The organism is Pseudomonas sp. NPDC086251, assembly GCF_044746405.1.
Lineage (GTDB): Bacteria > Pseudomonadota > Gammaproteobacteria > Pseudomonadales > Pseudomonadaceae > Aquipseudomonas.
Map to the genome: position 1 here is coordinate 63,086 of NZ_JBIVBY010000003.1, position 16,700 is coordinate 79,785.

The 16,700-nt window shown below is 60.2% G+C and carries 12 protein-coding genes and 1 pseudogene; 9 read left to right on the top strand and 4 right to left on the bottom strand.

Annotated elements, in window-relative coordinates:
• Positions 1–466 precede the first annotated feature (466 nt).
• Positions 467–2,644, top strand: coding sequence for a malate synthase G (locus ACIPL2_RS06060; RefSeq protein WP_401353928.1), 2,178 nt, complete (start codon positions 467–469; stop codon positions 2,642–2,644).
• Between the two features lie 176 nt (positions 2,645–2,820).
• Here ACIPL2_RS06060 and ACIPL2_RS06065 read toward each other — a convergent pair whose 3' ends face one another.
• A complete protein-coding gene (locus ACIPL2_RS06065) occupies positions 2,821–3,267 on the bottom strand; it encodes a response regulator (protein WP_401353930.1) in 447 nt (148 codons plus the stop codon).
• A gap of 251 nt (positions 3,268–3,518) precedes the next feature.
• On the opposite strand from ACIPL2_RS06065, the gene ACIPL2_RS06070 reads away from it, so the two are divergent.
• The 8 genes and pseudogenes from ACIPL2_RS06070 to ACIPL2_RS06105 all read left to right on the top strand — a co-directional run bounded on the left by ACIPL2_RS06070 (position 3,519) and on the right by ACIPL2_RS06105 (position 12,797).
• A complete protein-coding gene (locus tag ACIPL2_RS06070; protein ID WP_401353932.1) occupies positions 3,519–5,459 on the top strand; it encodes a putative nucleotidyltransferase substrate binding domain-containing protein in 1,941 nt (646 codons plus the stop codon).
• Entirely contained in the window at positions 5,456–6,163 is a 708-nt protein-coding gene (locus tag ACIPL2_RS06075) for a PolC-type DNA polymerase III (RefSeq protein ID WP_401353934.1), read from the top strand. Before ACIPL2_RS06070 ends, ACIPL2_RS06075 begins: the two co-directional genes overlap by 4 nt.
• Before the next feature lie 238 nt (positions 6,164–6,401).
• A complete protein-coding gene (locus ACIPL2_RS06080; protein ID WP_401353936.1) occupies positions 6,402–6,920 on the top strand; it encodes an RNA polymerase sigma factor in 519 nt (172 codons plus the stop codon).
• A complete protein-coding gene (locus ACIPL2_RS06085; RefSeq protein ID WP_401353938.1) occupies positions 6,917–7,879 on the top strand; it encodes a FecR domain-containing protein in 963 nt (320 codons plus the stop codon). The genes ACIPL2_RS06080 and ACIPL2_RS06085 overlap by 4 nt, the downstream gene beginning before the upstream one ends.
• A 225-nt stretch (positions 7,880–8,104) precedes the next feature.
• Positions 8,105–10,535 (top strand): annotated as a pseudogene (locus ACIPL2_RS06090) (TonB-dependent siderophore receptor).
• A gap of 72 nt (positions 10,536–10,607) precedes the next feature.
• Positions 10,608–11,738 (top strand): PepSY-associated TM helix domain-containing protein, encoded by a 1,131-nt coding sequence (locus ACIPL2_RS06095; protein WP_401353940.1) that lies wholly within the window; start codon positions 10,608–10,610, stop codon positions 11,736–11,738.
• The gene (locus ACIPL2_RS06100; RefSeq protein ID WP_401353942.1) at positions 11,735–11,914 is read left to right on the top strand and encodes a hypothetical protein; all 180 of its coding nucleotides are present in this window, start codon (positions 11,735–11,737) and stop codon (positions 11,912–11,914) included. Before ACIPL2_RS06095 ends, ACIPL2_RS06100 begins: the two co-directional genes overlap by 4 nt.
• Before the next feature lie 253 nt (positions 11,915–12,167).
• Entirely contained in the window at positions 12,168–12,797 is a 630-nt protein-coding gene (locus tag ACIPL2_RS06105) for a glutathione S-transferase (RefSeq protein WP_401353944.1), read from the top strand.
• A gap of 210 nt (positions 12,798–13,007) precedes the next feature.
• On the opposite strand, the gene creD is transcribed toward ACIPL2_RS06105, so the two are convergent.
• The 3 genes from creD to creB all read right to left on the bottom strand — a co-directional run bounded on the left by creD (position 13,008) and on the right by creB (position 16,669).
• Complete coding sequence (creD, locus tag ACIPL2_RS06110; protein WP_401353946.1) at positions 13,008–14,378, bottom strand: cell envelope integrity protein CreD; 1,371 nt, start codon at positions 14,376–14,378, stop codon at positions 13,008–13,010.
• Between the two features lie 192 nt (positions 14,379–14,570).
• Positions 14,571–15,989, bottom strand: coding sequence for a two-component system sensor histidine kinase CreC (creC, locus tag ACIPL2_RS06115; RefSeq protein ID WP_401353948.1), 1,419 nt, complete (start codon positions 15,987–15,989; stop codon positions 14,571–14,573).
• Entirely contained in the window at positions 15,989–16,669 is a 681-nt protein-coding gene (creB, locus tag ACIPL2_RS06120; protein WP_401353950.1) for a two-component system response regulator CreB, read from the bottom strand. The genes creC and creB overlap by 1 nt, the downstream gene beginning before the upstream one ends.
• Between the last annotated feature and the right edge of the window lie 31 nt (positions 16,670–16,700).

The window sequence follows — 16,700 nt, forward strand, 5'->3', positions numbered from 1 at the left end:
ACAGGTCCGCGTCGTTCCCATGAATACGGTCTACACACGACCCTGTAGGAGCGAGGCTTGCCCGCGAAGGGGCCCCCACCGATCTGCAGCGAACAACAAATCGTGTACAACTTTTTATATTTAACTGGAACAATCTAATGGTTTTTTGAGAACATCCCGATCCCCGGCGTGACTGCAATGCGTCATGGGGTCGCAGAACGACGTAATTAGTCTAATTTTCACAAGCGCAATTCATCATGTAGTATGCCGCAGCGCGCACTACATAACGTTGGATCGATGTCTGCCTACCGGCGCAGTCGCATCCCTGAAAGCCCCGTCAGCAAGGCCTCCAAGCCGTTGATTGGTCCCAACCCAGCCGTCAGAAATGGCATGCACTGGTCGCAGGGTTTGTGGTTTAAATGCCAGAGGCTTCATTGTTAAATTGAAGAGCTGAAAAGCGAAATAGCTGAGCAGAGTGAGGCAAGCAATGACTGAACACGTTCAAGTCGGTGGCCTGCAGGTCGCCAAAGTCCTGTTCGACTTCGTGAACAACGAAGCCATTCCCGGTACCGGCCTCACCGCCGATAAGTTCTGGGCCGATGCCGACAAGGTCATTCATGACCTGGCACCGAAGAACAAAGCCCTACTCGCCAAACGCGATGATTTCCAGGCTCGTATCGATGGCTGGCACCAATCCCGTGCCGGCCAGGCGCACGACGCCGTGGCCTATAAAGCCTTCCTGCAAGACATCGGTTATCTGCTGCCAGAAGCGGCCGATTTCCAGGCAACGACGCAAAACGTCGATGACGAAATCGCCCGCATGGCCGGTCCACAGCTCGTGGTGCCGGTCATGAACGCCCGCTTCGCGCTCAACGCCTCGAACGCCCGTTGGGGTTCGCTGTATGACGCCCTGTACGGCACCGACGCCATCAGCGAAGCCGACGGCGCGGAAAAAGGCAAAGGCTACAACAAGGTGCGTGGCGACAAAGTGATTGCCTTCGCCCGCGCCTTCCTCGACGAAGCGGCGCCCTTGGCGGCCGGCACTCACGTCGATTCCACCGCCTACAAGATCGTTGACGGCAAACTGGTGGTTGCCCTTAAAGGCGGCAGCAACACCGGCCTGCGCAACGATGCCCAGCTGATCGGCTTCCACGGCGATGCCGCGGCACCGACCGCGATCCTGCTGAAAAACAACGGCCTGCACTTCGAAATCCAGGTCGACGCCAGCACCCCGGTTGGCCAGACCGACGCTGCCGGCGTCAAAGACATCCTGATGGAAGCCGCGCTGACCACCATCATGGACTGCGAAGACTCCGTCGCCGCCGTCGATGCCGATGACAAAGTGGTGATCTACCGCAACTGGCTCGGCCTGATGAAGGGCGATCTGTCGGAAGAAGTCTCCAAGGGCGGTCAGACTTTTACCCGCACCATGAACGCCGACCGCACCTACACCGGCGTCGATGGCAAAGAACTGAGCCTGCACGGCCGTTCGTTGCTGTTCGTGCGTAACGTGGGTCATCTGATGACCATCGACGCGATCCTCGACAAAGACGGCAACGAAGTGCCGGAAGGCATCCTTGACGGTCTGGTGACCAGCCTCGCGGCGATCCACAGCCTCAACGGCAACAACTCGCGCAAGAACAGCCGCACCGGCTCGGTCTATATCGTGAAGCCGAAGATGCACGGGCCTGAAGAAGCGGCGTTTACCAACGAGCTGTTCGGTCGCATCGAAGAGGTGCTGGGCCTGCCGCGCAACACCCTGAAAGTCGGGATCATGGACGAGGAACGCCGTACCACGGTCAACCTCAAGGCCTGCATCAAGGCTGCCAGCGAACGCGTGGTGTTCATCAACACCGGTTTCCTCGACCGCACGGGCGACGAAATCCACACTTCAATGGAAGCCGGCCCGATGGTGCGCAAGGCAGACATGAAGGCTGAAAAGTGGATTGGCGCCTACGAAAACTGGAACGTCGATATCGGTTTGAGCACCGGCCTGCAAGGTCGCGCGCAGATCGGTAAAGGCATGTGGGCCATGCCCGACCTGATGGCGGCGATGCTCGAACAGAAAATCGCTCACCCATTGGCCGGCGCCAACACGGCCTGGGTTCCATCGCCGACCGCCGCCGCGTTGCACGCGCTGCACTACCACAAGGTCGACGTGTTCGCCCGTCAGGCCGAACTGGCCAAACGTGCGCGCGCCTCGGTGGACGACATCCTGACCATCCCGCTGGCCGTCAATCCGAGCTGGACCACGGAACAGATCAAGAACGAACTGGACAACAACGCCCAGGGCATTCTCGGTTACGTGGTGCGCTGGATCGACCAGGGCGTAGGTTGCTCGAAAGTGCCGGACATCAACGACGTCGGCCTGATGGAAGACCGTGCGACGCTGCGTATTTCCAGCCAGCACATCGCCAACTGGTTGCGCCACGGTATCGTCACTGAAGATCAGGTCATGGAAAGCCTCAAGCGCATGGCGCCGGTGGTTGACCGCCAGAACGCCAATGACGCGCTGTACCGTCCGCTGGCACCGAATTTCGACAGCAACATCGCCTTCCAGGCGGCGGTCGAACTGGTGGTCGAAGGCACGAAACAGCCGAACGGCTACACCGAGCCGGTCCTGCACCGACGTCGTCGCGAGTTCAAGGCTGCCAATGGCCTTTGAGTAAGCGTTAACGCCAGACATGAAAAAGCCCTGATCTTTCGATCAGGGCTTTTTTTTGGTTCTGTGTAGGAGCTGTCGAGTGAAACGAGGCTGCGATCTTTTGATTCTGTTCTTTAAAAGCAAGATCAACAGATCGCAGCCTCGTTTTACTCGACAGCTCCTACAGGGGGATCGTGTTACAAATCCATTCCCAGCTCATGCTTGACCAGCGCCAACAGCTTGCCGGTATCGACAGGTTTGAGCAGGAAGTCCACGACGCTCAGGTGCATCGCAGCGATCGCATCCTTCACGTCGGCATCGCCGGAAACGATGATGAACGGCATGGCGGCCCGAACCGACTCGCGAACTTTACGGATCAAGTCCAGGCCATCGACATGGCCCATTCGCAGATCGGTAATCACCAAGCCGATTGCGGGTTTTTCGCTCAACATTTTGAGTGCGGTTTCGCCGCTGGCTGCGGTCATGCAACGAATGCCATCCAGACCGAGAATCTCCGACAGCAACTCGCGTGCGTCTTTATCGTCATCGACGATCAGCACCCGCTGCGGCGGCAGATCAGGTTCCAGCATGACGGCACTCAGCGCCTCGCGCTCGGCGTCACTCAAAATATCGTGGTCGGACATGGCTTACTCTACGTTTCATTCAATCTGTCTGGCTCATTCGTCAGACATCGCCAGTAGGACCTTCAATGTGCACTTCGTCGGAAAATTTTCCTATAGCCAATGTAGGAGGTTTTTCCGACAGTTGTGTCAGACATTTCCTAACTTCCGTCAGCGGTACTGCCTACCTAGACTTACGTCCAATGGGCACCCTGGGCCCAGGGGCCGACCATGGCTGAGTCATCCGACAACAACAATTCAAAAAGACTGCGGTAATGGTTATGAGTAAAGCGGACGCCTTCACACAGGCAGGGAAAACCGCGGTGTTGCAGAACATCCAGGGCACTTTGCAATTCCTTCAGCGTTTCCCGCCCTTCAATCAGATGGAACACGCGCACCTGGCGTACCTGGTTGAGCAATGTCAGCTGCGTTTTTATGCGCCCAACGAGAGCATCATCAAACCCGCCGATGGCCCGGTTGAGCATTTCTACATCGTCAAACAAGGCCGGGTCGTGGGTGAGCGCCCGCACACGGCCAAGGGCGGGACCGAAACCACTTTCGAAATCACCACCGGCGAGTGTTTCCCCCTCGCTGCGCTGCTGGGTGAACGTGCGACCCGCACCGAACACCTGGCCGCCGAAGACACCTTTTGCCTACAGCTGAACAAGCTGGCGTTTATCAAACTGTTCGCGCTTTCCAACGCCTTTCGCGACTTTGCCCTACGCGGCGTCAGCAGCCTGCTGGATCAGGTCAACCAGCAAGTCCAGCAAAAAGCCGTGGAAACCCTCGGTACCCAATATTCGCTCAATACCCGTTTGGGTGAATTGGCCATGCGCCATCCGGTGATGTGCAGCCCGACCACGCCCCTGCGTGAAGCCGTGACCCTGATGCACGAGCAGCAGGTCGGCAGCATCGTGGTGGTGGATGAACACAAAGCCCCGCTGGGCATTTTCACCCTGCGCGATCTACGCCATGTGGTGGCCGCCGGCACCAACGACTTCAACGAAGCGATCGAGCGCCACATGACCCAGGCGCCATTTTTCCTGTCGCCGGACCACAGCGCCTTCGATGCGGCAATTGCCATGACCGAACGGCATATCGCCCACGTCTGCCTGGTCAAAGATCATCGCCTGTGCGGCGTAGTGTCCGAACGGGATCTGTTTTCCTTGCAACGGGTCGACCTGGTGCACCTGGCGCGGACGATCCGCAGCGCCCAGCGCGTGGACAACCTGGTGGCATTGCGCGGCGAGATCGGCCAATTGGTGGAGCGCATGCTGGCCCACGGTGCGTCTTCGACCCAGATCACCCACATCATCACCCTGCTCAACGACCATACCGTGTGCCGGGTGATCGAACTGACCCTCGCCGAAAAAGGCGACCCCGGCGTGCCGTTCAGTTGGCTGTGCTTCGGCAGCGAAGGCCGCCGCGAGCAGACGCTGCACACCGATCAGGACAACGGTATGTTGTTCGAAGCCCGGGACGCGGCCCACGCGGCCGAGATTCGCGGCAAGTTGTTGCCCATCGCCCAACAGATCAACCAGAGCCTGGCGCTGTGCGGCTTCACGCTGTGCAAAGGCAACATCATGGCGGGCAACCCCGAGCTGTGTTTGTCTCGGGCCGAATGGTCGCGGCGTTTTGCAGCGTTTATCCGCGAGGCGACGCCGGAGAACCTGCTGGGTTCGAGCATCTATTTCGACTTGCGCGTGGTCTGGGGCGACGAGCAAGGTTGCGATCAGCTGCGCCAGGGGATTCTCGATCAGGTGAACGACAACCGGCTGTTCCAGCGGATGATGGCCGAAAACGCCCTGCGCAATCGTCCACCCGTAGGACGTTTCCGTGAGTTCGTGCTGGCGCGCAAGAATGGTGAGAAAGCCACCCTGGACCTGAAAATCCAGGGCCTGACCCCGTTTGTCGACGGGGCCCGATTGTTGGCGTTGGCGCATGGGATCGAGGCAAACAATACGCTGGAGCGGTTTCGCCAACTGGTGGACAAAGACGTCATCGAACGGCTGGACGGTGCGGCGTACGAAGAGGCGTATCACTTCATTCAGCAAACCCGCATGCAGCAACATCAGCTACAGACCCGGGAGAATTTGCCCTACTCCAACCGGGTCGATCCCGACAGCCTCAACCACCTTGATCGACGGATCCTGCGTGAATCCCTGCGCCAGGCGCAACGCCTGCAAAGCAGCCTGGCCCTGCGGTATCAGCTATGAGCCTGTTTTCATGGTTGCGCCCCGCCAGCCCACTGCTGTCCGGTGAACTGCAACAACGTCTGCAACACTTGCCGGCGGGTGCCGAGCTGGGCGAGTGCAGCCTGCGTGAACAACGTTGGGTGGTGCTCGACCTGGAAACCACCGGGCTGAACATGAGCAAGGATCGGGTGCTGTCCATCGGTGCGGTGGTGATCGAGGACGGGGCGATCGACTTCAGCCAGCAGTTCGAACGCACCTTGCAATGCACTGAACTCAAACTCGGCCCCAGCGTGCTGATCCACGGTTTGGGCCCGAGTGCGATTGCGGCGGGCAGCGACCCGGCCGAGGCGTTGCTCGATTTCATGGAATTCGTGGGGGACAGTCCGGTGTTGGCGTTTCATGCGCCGTTCGATCAGCACATGCTTGGGCGCGCGTTGAAAGATCACCTGGGCTACAAGTTGCAGCATCCATTCCTGGATGTGGCGGATATTGCCCCCATGCTTTGCCCGCAGGCGCACATTCGCGAGGCGGGGCTGGATCAGTGGATCGATTGGTTCAAGCTGGAAGTCTTCGAGCGTCACAACGCCAGTGCCGACGCATTGGCCACTGCCGAACTGGCGCTGATCTTGTTCAGCCGGGCGCGGCAGCAGCAGATTCATAGCCCGTTGAATCTGCAACAGCGCTTGAACCAGTGGAAACGGCGGCAGCATACGCATTCCTTCTAAATCTTCGGCGCCTGTTCTGACGCCTTCGCGGGCAAGCCTCGCTCCTACAGGGTTGAGTCGTTGTTTGGACGATACAAAACCTGTAGGAGCGAGGCTTGCCCGCGAAGAACGATGACGCTGTCCAATCGAAGACACACCGTTAAATCCACCCGACCAGCGTTAATTGCTTACCTCCCCCGCCTCTGCCACAATCGCGAACAATTCTCGTTAGTTAACACTTCCCAATCGGTGATGCTGCGTGTCGTCAGTCCAAAGCCCCCACAGTGAGCTCGTCGGTACGCTATATCGCGACCATCGCGGTTGGCTATTGGCCTGGCTTCGACGCAATGTCGCCTGTCCGCAACGGGCCGAAGACCTGAGCCAGGACACCTTCGTGCGCTTGCTGGGCCGCGATGAACTGAAGGAGCCTCGCGAACCGCGGGCGTTTCTGGTGGCGATTGCCAAAGGCTTATTGTTCGACTATTTCCGCCGCGCCGCGCTGGAACAGGCCTACCTCACCGAACTGATGCTGATTCCCGCCGGCGAGCAACCGTCGGTGGAAGAGCAGCAAATGATCCTCGAAGACCTCAAGGCCATCGACCGCCTGCTCGGCAAGCTCTCGAGCAAGGCCCGGGCGGCGTTTCTCTATAACCGACTCGACGGCCTCGGCCACGCGGAAATCGCCCAGCGCCTGGGTGTATCGGTGCCACGCGTGCGCCAATACCTGGCCCAAGGCATTCGCCAGTGCTACATCGCGCTGTACGGTGAGCCGGTATGAACCCGGTCAGTTCCAAACCGGTCTCGGCGCAGGTGCTGGATGCGGCGATTGCCTGGCAATTGTCCCTGGATTCCGGCAATCCGGTGGAACGCGAAGAGTTCGCCAAATGGCACGCCGCCCACGAAGAACATGCCCGCGCCTGGCGTCAGTTGGGCATGCTCGACCAGCGTTTCAGCGTCGCCAGCGGCCCGGCCCGCACGGCGTTGCTGCAATCGCGTGAAAGCATCCGCAGGCGGGTGCGCACACTCGGCAGCGGCGTGGCCAGTATTGTCGCGGTGATCGGCCTGGCGCTGTTCGCCGGTGATCGTTACTTGCCAATCGACTATTGGCTGGCCGACCAGCGCACCGCCACCGGCGAGCAACGCACCCTGCGCCTGAGCGATGGCACGCTGGTCAACCTCAACACCCACAGTGCGGTGGACGTGCGTTTCGATGAGAAGCAGCGGCTGATCATTCTTCAGGAAGGGGAAATCCTCGTCGAAACCGGCCATGGCGATGCCCGTCCCTTTATCGTCGAAACCCGCGAAGGCAGCATGCGCGCACTGGGCACGCGGTTCCTGGTCAAGCGCGAAGAAGAAGGGACGCGCCTGAGCGTGTTGCAATCCGCCGTGGCGGCTCACCCCGAGTCGAGCCCGGAGGAACAGATTCTGCGCGAGGGCCAGCAAGTGTTGCTGCGCAGCAACGGCCTCGGGCCGATCATCGCGCTCAACCCCGGCGCCGATGCCTGGACTCGCGGCATGTTGGTGGTGGATAACGCGCGACTGGAGGATCTGGTGCATGAACTTGGCCGCTATCGTCGCGGGCATCTGGGGGTTGCACCGGAAATTGCCGACCTGCGAATCACCGGCAGCTTCCCGCTGCATGACACCGACAAGGCGCTGAGCGCGCTGCTGCCGACGCTGCCGGTGCAGATTGAACAGCATACGCAGTGGTGGGTAACGGTGGCGGCGAAGCCCTGACCATCGTTGTGCCTGGTGTGACGCCTTCGCGGGCAAGCCTCGCTCCTACAGGTTGAGTCGTTGTTTGAACGATACAAAACCTGTAGGAGCGAGGCTTGCCCGCGAAGAGGCCTTCAGCCCCACCGCAATTACTGAATCGAAATTATTTTCATCCAGCCCTATCACTTTTTAATTCTCGTCCGGCACCTAGGCAATTGAGAAATATTTCCATTCAGGAGCCGCTGTATGTCCCGTTCGCTAGAAACCTTGTTGCGCCCCAGTTTGCTGGCGGTTGCCATTGCCTTTTGCGCCCCTCTGGCCAGCAGTCAGCTGATGGCCGCTGAACAGGCGTCCAGCGTTCGCGCCTACAACTTGCCGGCTGCGCCATTGGCCAGCACCTTGAACCAGATCGCCAGCCAGGCCGGCCTCGCGCTGTCGCTGAATCCGGCGCTGGCAGCAGGCAAAACCTCGGCCCCGGTCAACGGCCAGTTCGACGCTGCCGGCGCCCTGCGCGAAGCCTTGCGCGGCACCGGTCTGCAACTGGAACAAAGCAGCGCCGGCACCTTCAGCCTGGTGGCCGTGCCCGAGGGCGTGATGGCCCTGCCGGTGACCAGCGTGATCGGCGTCGAAAACACCGAAAACGCCTGGGGCCCGGTGGAAGGTTATTTGGCCAAGCGCACCGCCGCCGGCACCAAGACCGACACCGCGCTGGTTGAAGTCCCGCGTTCGATCTCCGTCGCCACGCGCGAACAGATGGATGATCGCAGCGTGCACAGCCTCGACGACGCCGTGCGCTACATGCCCGGCATCACCGCCAGCAGCTACGGCAGCGACACCCGCGCCGACTGGTTGCGCGTGCGGGGTTTCGAACCGACCCAGTTCCTCGATGGCCTGCCACTGCCGAAAGGCGTGTACGCCAACCCGAAGCAGGAAACCTGGAACCTCGACCGCCTCGCCCTGCTGCGCGGCCCGGCGTCCTCGATTTACGGCCAGACCCCGCCGGGCGGTTTGCTGGACATGGTCAGTCGCCGTCCCAGCGCTGAATCCAGCAACGAAATCCAGGTGCAATACGGCAGCGACAATCACCGCCAGATCAACTTCGCCAGCACTGGCAAGATCGACGATGAAGGCCAGTTCCTCTATGGCTTGAGCGGAGTGGTGCGCGACAGCGGCACGCAGATCGATCACGTCGACAACAAGCGCTACAACATCGCGCCGAGCCTGACCTGGAACATCGACGAAGACACCAGGTTTACCCTGCTCACCCAGTTCACCCGCGACGATACCGGCATCACCAGCCAGTTCCTGCCGGTGCAAGGCACCCGGATCCATTCGCCGCTCGGCAAGATCTCCCACCACAAGAACCTGGGCGACCCGGACTGGGAATACTACGATCGCACCTACTACGCGCTGGGCTATGCCTTCGAACATCGTCTCAACGATGTCTGGCAGTTCAAGCAGAATCTGCGCTACACCAAGTCGGACCTGTCGTTCCAGGGCCTCACACCGGGCGCCTATCCGTTCACTCAGGTCGATGCCGAGGGCAACGTCGGTCGTTCGAGCACCAGTGTTGACAAAAGACATCAGCCAATTCGCCGTGGACAACAACTTCCAGGGCGATTTTGCCACCGGCGACATCCATCACACGCTGTTGATCGGCCTCGATCACCAGCGCAGCAACACCAACTACACCTCGATCTTTGGCGACGGCCTGAGCACCAACGTCAACAATCCGATTTATGGCCAGCCGATCGTTCGTCCGCCACGCTCCGATGCGTTCTACGACTACGATCAGAAGACCTACCAGACCGGTCTGTACATCCAGGACCAGATGGCCCTCGACCAATGGCGCCTGACCTTGGGTGGTCGTGAGGATTGGGTTCATACCGGCACCAAGTTCTTCAACAAGGGCGACGCCACCAACACCGAACGGGACAAGAACTTCAGCGGCAACGCGGCCATCAGCTACGTGTTCGACAACGGCATCGTGCCGTACCTGTCGTACGCCGAGTCGTTCCAGCCCACCAGCAATGCCACGGCTTCGCCGACCGATTCGCTCAAGCCGACTGAAGGCAAGCAGTGGGAACTGGGCATCAAGTACCAACCGCCCGGCAGCAACACGCTGCTGAGCGCTGCGGTTTATAACCTGACGCAGAAAAACGTCTCTGTCACCACCACCAACTCGGACAACGTTTCGATCACCAGCCAGACCGGTGAAGTGAAAGTCAAAGGCCTGGAACTGGAAGCGGTTTCCGACGTGACCGAGAACCTCAAGGTCATCGCCGCTTACACCTTGGCCAAGTCCGAAGTGCAAAAAGGCGACTTCAAAGGCAATCGCTTGCAACTGATGCCTAACCAACAGGCGTCGCTGTGGACGGATTACACCTGGCACAACGGCGTGCTCGACGGTTTCGGCATCGGCGGCGGCGCGCGTTATACCGGCAACACTTACGGCGACCAGGGCAACACCTTTCTCGGCAAGGCGAACGCCTACACGGTGTTCGACGCGGCAGTCCATTACGATCTCGGCCGCCTGGACAACAGCCTGAAAGGCGCTTCGCTGGCACTGAACGCGACCAACCTGTTCGACAAGGATTACATCTCCACTTGCGACAGCTTCTATTGCTACTACGGCGACCAACGCAGTGTCGTCGCCAGTGCCACGTACAAGTGGTAATCGCTTGATCTGACACGCTCAATACCCAGGCCGTCCTTCAAGGGCGGCTTTGGTATTTCTGAAGGTCTGGAAATGAAAAGTAAAACAATTCGCCGCTGGTCCTTTGTCCACACCTGGACCAGCCTGATCTGCACGGTGTTTTTGCTGATGCTGGCACTGACCGGCCTGCCGTTGATCTTCCATCACGAGATCGACCATCTGCTGGGCGATGCCGCCGAGTTGAAGCCGATGCCGGCGGACACCCCGCAGCTGAATTTGCAGCAATTGGTGCAGGCGGCTGAAAAACATCGTCCCGGCGAAGTCTTGCAGTATTTCGGTTTCGACGAAGACGAGCCCAACGCCGCGCTCACCATCATGGCGGCCACCGCCGGCACCGAACCGAATTCGTCCCACACCTTCATGCTCGACGCCCGTACCGGCGAGGCGCTGGAGATGCCGTCGGCCAACGGCGGTTTCATGATGGTCATGCTGCGCCTGCACGTGGACATGTTCGCCGGTCTGCCGGGCAAATTGCTGCTGGCGTTCATGGGATTGATGTTTGTCGCGGCGATCATTTCCGGGACGGTGCTGTATTTGCCGTTCATGCGGCGGTTGAAATTCGCTACTGTGCGCCAGGACAAATCCACCCGCCTGCGCTGGCTCGACCTGCATAACCTGATCGGTGTGGTGACCCTGACCTGGGCCCTGGTGGTCGGCGTGACCGGTGTCATCAGTGCCTGCGCCGACCTGTTGATCGCGGCGTGGCGCAACGACAGTTTGAGCGTGATGATCGCGCCGTATCGCGATGCGCCACCGCTGACGCAACGGGCGCCGCCGACCCGTTTGCTCGACATCGCCAAGGAAGTCGCTCCGGGCATGCAGCCCGACTTCATCGCCTTCCCCGGTACGCGGTTTTCCAGTGAGCACCACTACGCGGTGTTCATGAAAGGCAGCACGCACCTGACGTCGCACCTGCTGACACCGGTACTGATCGACGCCAGCACCCTGCAAGTCACCGCCGTGGCCGAGCGCCCGTGGTACATGGACGCCATGGGCATGTCGCAACCTCTGCACTTCGGTGATTACGGCGGCATGCCGATGAAAATCCTCTGGGCGACCCTGGATGTACTGACCATCATCGTGCTCGGCAGCGGGGTTTACCTGTGGATCGTGCGGCGCAAAGCCTTGAAGCCCGTGCACGAAAAAGCGGAGATTGCGGCATGAGACCACGACAGTCGAACTTCTGGAAGGTCTTCGCTACCCCCACGGTCATCGCCCTGCTCAGCGCCGCGGGGTTGTTCGCCGCGCTGCTGGGCGATGGCGTGTGGGATGCCTTGAGCTGGCTCGGCCTGGGCGTCCCCGCCGCCCTCGCCCTGCGCGGCCTGCTGCACCGCCACTAACCCTTGTAGGCGCGTAGGCGCGTAGGCGCGTAGGAGCTGTCGAGTGCAACGAGGCTGCGATCTTTTGACCTTTCTTCAGGATACAAAAGATCAAAAGATCAAAAGATCAAAAGATCGCAGCCTCGTTGCACTCGACAGCTCCTACGCGCCTACGCTCCTACAGGGTTTGTGTTGGTTCTGCCGCAAAGCCGCCCCTTGAGCTACCGGACCAACGCGCTATGCTGCCGACACCGCCACCGACCGAGACGTTGCCATGTCCGCCCCGAGCATGACCCTTTACCACAACCCGCTCTCACCCTTCGTTCGCAAAGTCATGGTGCTGCTGCACGAAACCGGTCAGCAAGACCGCGTGGCCCTGCAAAACTGCGTGTTGACGCCGGTCGACCCCGACCTGAGCCTGATCGACGACAACCCGCTGAGCAAGATCCCTGCCCTGCGCCTGGCCGACGGCAGCGTCATCCACGACAGCCGGGTGATCCTCGATTACCTCGACCACCAGCACGTCGGCAACCCGCTGATCCCCCGCGAAGGCTCCGCCCGCTGGCGCCGCATGACCCTGGCCTCGATGGCCGACGGGATCATGGACGCGGCAGTGCTGACCCGCTACGAAGTCGCCCTGCGCGCCCCGGAAAAACACTGGGACGAGTGGCTCGACGGCCAGCGCGACAAAATCCGCCGTGCCCTGGCGCTGCTGGAAAAAGACGCGATTGCCGAGCTGACCAGCCATTTCGACGTGGCGGCGATCAGTGTCGCGTGTGCGTTGGGTTACCTGGATTTGCGCCACCCGGATCTGGAATGGCGCGGGGCGAATCCGCAATTGGCGGCCTGGTATTTTGAGGTGAGTCAGCGGCCTTCGATGTTGGCGACGATGCCGAAGCTCTAGATCTTCGCTACCTTTACCGGCCTCTTCGCGAGCAAGCCCGCTCCCACATTTGATCTATGTCGTACACAAACCTTGTGTTCACGGGAGATCCTTTGTGGGAGCGAGCCTGCTCGCGATGGCACCACACCGGATCAACGGGAAACAACCCAACAATCAGCGTCGCCAACACTTCCCCTTCCCGCTGATCCTCGCGCAACCCCAACGACCGGCTCATTCCACCGCCCCGATATCAAACTCCAGCGGCTTGGCGGTTTTCTGCCCAAGCCCATACCAATCCAGCTTGCGTGTCAGCACCATAAACACGCCCAACAACCCGAACAGCAGCAACGAGCCCATCAACAACGCGTAATCCTCGGCGCTCAACAAGCCATAGAGCAAGCCATACAACGCCGCCAACCCCGCCGAAAAACTCAAGCCGTGACGCACGCTGCGCAGCACGTGGCAGACATAGAAGCCAATCAACAACACACAACCACTCGCCGACAACAGATACGCCAACGCGAATCCAATGTGCTCGGACAACGACAGCAACAGCAGGTAGAAGAACGCCAACGCCACACCGACCAAGGCGTATTGCACCGGATGCACGGCCAGGCTTTTGAGCACTTCGAAGAGGAAGAAGCCGGCGAAGGTCAGGACGATGAACAGCAGCGCATATTTGATCGCCCGGTCGCTTTTCAGGTACTGGTCCACCGGGTCGATGAAACTCACGCCGAAGCTACGGCGGCTGAACGCTTCGCAGCCGCCACCGGACACGCAACTGCTCAACGCTTCTTGCAGGTTGGTGGAGAAAAACGAAGTCTGCCAATTCGCGCTGAAGCCCTGATCGCTGATGTCGCGCTGGGCCGGCAGGTAGTTGCCGATGAAACTCGGATGCGGCCAATTAGCCGTCAGCGATACCTTGCTGGTTTTACCCACCGGCAGAATCTGCAACTGCCCGGTACCTTGCAGGCGCAGGTCGAAAGCGAAAGCCAGTTCCGTCGCTTGCTTCACATCCAGGGCCGGCAGTGTCACGTGTACGCCTTCACCCAACCAACCCACTTGGCTGCCGGGAATGAAATCCAGATTCTGGCCGTTGAGTTCGAGTTTCAGCGCGTTCTCGATGCCACGAATGTCGCTGATGCCGACAGCGAGGAACGGCTGGTCGAACTGGTAATCGGTGAAATTTTCCTTGATGCCCAATTGCGCCGGCAGCGAAAAATGGCCGGTGATGCGGTTGTCGGCGTGGAACAGCCGCGCCTGATAAATGCCCCGGGAACGCAGCTCGGTCTGGATCTGGCCATCGAGTTCGAAGCGTTCCGGCAGGAAATACAAGCGGCCACGTTCTTCGCCGACGTCCTGATAACGCACGTTGGTTTTTTCGTTGGTCTTCCAGGTGCGCACGACTTTGCGATACGGCACCACCATCAGCGGCCCGCTCAGTTGTTGGCTGTAACTGGAACTGCGGGCGATGTCTTCAAGCACACCGTCACGCAGTTGCTGGCGGTCCAGGATGATGCCGTTGATCATCAAGAGCGGGATCAGCAACAACAGAATCAAAAGGGCAATCGCCCCGAGTTTTAGGGTCAGGCTGCGGTTCATGGGACTCTCCCTGTTTGGATGGGGAAAGTCTGGATTGGGTGCGTGGGGGATTTATGGGGGGAATGTGGAGAGTGTGTGGAAACTGGGCCGGCCCCTTCGCGAGCAAGCCCGCTCCCACATTTAACCGTGTTCTCACAAGGGAATGCGGTCAAATGTGGGAGCGGGCTTGCTCGCGAATGCCGCAACTCGGTCCTAAGCCAGGCGCAATATAACTTCCACCCCGCCCTCAACATTGCCAATGCTCATCACCCCACCATGCAACTTGACCACTTCCTCGACAAAATTAAGGCCAAGCCCCGTACTTTTCCGCCCACTGTCCGGTCGTGGCAGTGAGTAAAAACGTTCACTCAAACGCGGCAACGCATAGTCAGGAATCGCCTCGGCCTGGTTGAACAGTCGGAACTCGATGTGCTCCCCGACCTTGGCGGCGCTGAATCGCAGAACGCCTTCAGCGGGGGTGAAATCCAGCGCATTCTCCAGCAGATTACCCAGTGCCTGACGCAACAAAAACGGCTCGCCGAGCAGGTTCAATTCCGGCGCAATCCGCTGTTCAATCCGCAATTGTTTGCCTTCAATCCGCGCCGTTTGAGCACTCAACAATTCGTCCACCAATGCAGCCAACGGTACCGCCACCCGTTCCTCCAACCCTTGCCGCTGCTCAACCTGCGCCAGGTTCAACAACCGCTCGATCAACTGCTGCATCCGCGCACTTTCGCTGTCGATGTTGCTGACGAAACGCTGCCGCTGAACCAACGGCATCTCACCCTGGAGCAATTCCGCCGCACCGCGAATCGCCGCCAGCGGGCTCTTCAATTCGTGGGTCAGGGTGTGCACATAACGCTCGACGTAAGCCTTGCCTTCAAGCTGCGTGCGCATCTGCTCCACCGCCGTCGCCAGTTGCTCCAATTCGCCGCCGCGATAATGCGGCACCTCGACCCGACGGCCTTCACTCACCGCCTGCGCATAAGCCGTCAATCGCCGTAGCGCCCGGCTCAACCACCAGGACAACAGCGCACCGAACAACAAACCCAGCCCCATCAACCCGGCGCCATAGGCCAGCAAGCGTCGTTCGGTACGGTCCACGTAAGGCTGCAGTGAGCTGTTGGGTTTGGCCACGGTGACCACGCCGATGATCTGACCGTTGTCGCGAATCGGCGCGCCCACGTGCATCACCGAGGAGCTCGGATCATCCGGACTGCCGCGGCTGGAGCGGGCGCCGTATTCACCGCGCAAGGTCAGGTAAACGTCGTTCCAGCGCGAGTAATCCTGGCCCACCGCGACACCGCTGGAGTCCAGCACGACGATGCCCTTGGCGTCGGTGACATAAATCCGGTGATTGACCTGATTCTTCGACAAGCCCCAGATGTTCGCCGCCGGTTGCCGCTCACCGTAGGCCTTGAGCAGCTCGGGCCAGCGGTTCTGGTTGAGGCTGCCGGCCTTGAAATCATCGCGCAGGATCTCCGCCATCAGGTTGGCGGTGTCGACCAGCGTCTCTTCGGTGGACTGGCGCACGCCAGGGCGGATTTCTTCCATCACGGTGTTGAGCACGAAGTAACCGGTCAGGCCGATAAACAGCGCGTAGACCAGGAAAATCCGGATCCCCAACGGCATCAGCTGTGCCCCGGGTTGTAGCTGTAACCGAGGCCGCGATGGGTCTGGATCGGTTCGGCATCGGCCTTCACCAGGCGCAATTTGGCGCGCACGCTCTTGATGTGGCTGTCGATGCTGCGCTCGTATCCCGCATCGGCGGCCACGCCCAGCGCATCGAGCAATTGCTCGCGGCTGAAAACCCGTTCGGGTTGTTCCAGCAGGCATTGCAACAGGCGGAATTCATGGCGGGTCAGGCTCAACGGCTGATTGCGATAGCTGATCTGCACCCGCTCACTGTCGATACGAAACAGCGTCGGTGAGGTGTCAGCCACCGCGCGCGGCGCCATGCGTTTGAGAATCGCCCGGACCCGCGCCGCCACTTCCCGAGGGCTGAACGGCTTGACCACGTAGTCGTCGGCGCCGATCTCCAGCCCCACCACCCGGTCGATTTCCGCATCGCGGGCGCTGAGAAAAATCACCGGCACTTCGCTGAAACGGCGCAATTGCTTGCAGGTTTCGAAGCCGCTGATGTCCGGCAGGCCAATATCGAGAATGATCAAATCGGCCGGCGTCTGCCGCTGATGCTCAAGCGCCGCCGCGCCAAGGCTCAGCCACGTGGTGGTGAACCCCTCGCCCTGCAAGGCGAAAATCAGGGTGTCGGCAATCGCCGCTTCGTCTTCGACTATCAGGATATGAGGCATGGCGTCCGAGCCCGGAAGTTGGGTGGGCGAA

Bases quoted from the DNA above. Each gene is read 5' to 3' on its own strand.
- creD (WP_401353946.1), bottom strand. From the start codon at position 14,378: ATGAACCGCAGCCTGACCCTAAAACTCGGGGCGATTGCCCTTTTGATT.
- creB (WP_401353950.1), bottom strand. From the start codon at position 16,669: ATGCCTCATATCCTGATAGTCGAAGACGAAGCGGCGATTGCCGACACC.
- ACIPL2_RS06070 (WP_401353932.1), top strand. From the start codon at position 3,519: ATGGTTATGAGTAAAGCGGACGCCTTCACACAGGCAGGGAAAACCGCG.
- ACIPL2_RS06105 (WP_401353944.1), top strand. From the start codon at position 12,168: ATGTCCGCCCCGAGCATGACCCTTTACCACAACCCGCTCTCACCCTTC.
- ACIPL2_RS06095 (WP_401353940.1), top strand. From the start codon at position 10,608: ATGAAAAGTAAAACAATTCGCCGCTGGTCCTTTGTCCACACCTGGACC.
- ACIPL2_RS06100 (WP_401353942.1), top strand. From the start codon at position 11,735: ATGAGACCACGACAGTCGAACTTCTGGAAGGTCTTCGCTACCCCCACG.
- ACIPL2_RS06060 (WP_401353928.1), top strand. From the start codon at position 467: ATGACTGAACACGTTCAAGTCGGTGGCCTGCAGGTCGCCAAAGTCCTG.
- ACIPL2_RS06085 (WP_401353938.1), top strand. From the start codon at position 6,917: ATGAACCCGGTCAGTTCCAAACCGGTCTCGGCGCAGGTGCTGGATGCG.
- ACIPL2_RS06075 (WP_401353934.1), top strand. From the start codon at position 5,456: ATGAGCCTGTTTTCATGGTTGCGCCCCGCCAGCCCACTGCTGTCCGGT.
- ACIPL2_RS06065 (WP_401353930.1), bottom strand. From the start codon at position 3,267: ATGTCCGACCACGATATTTTGAGTGACGCCGAGCGCGAGGCGCTGAGT.
- creC (WP_401353948.1), bottom strand. From the start codon at position 15,989: ATGCCGTTGGGGATCCGGATTTTCCTGGTCTACGCGCTGTTTATCGGC.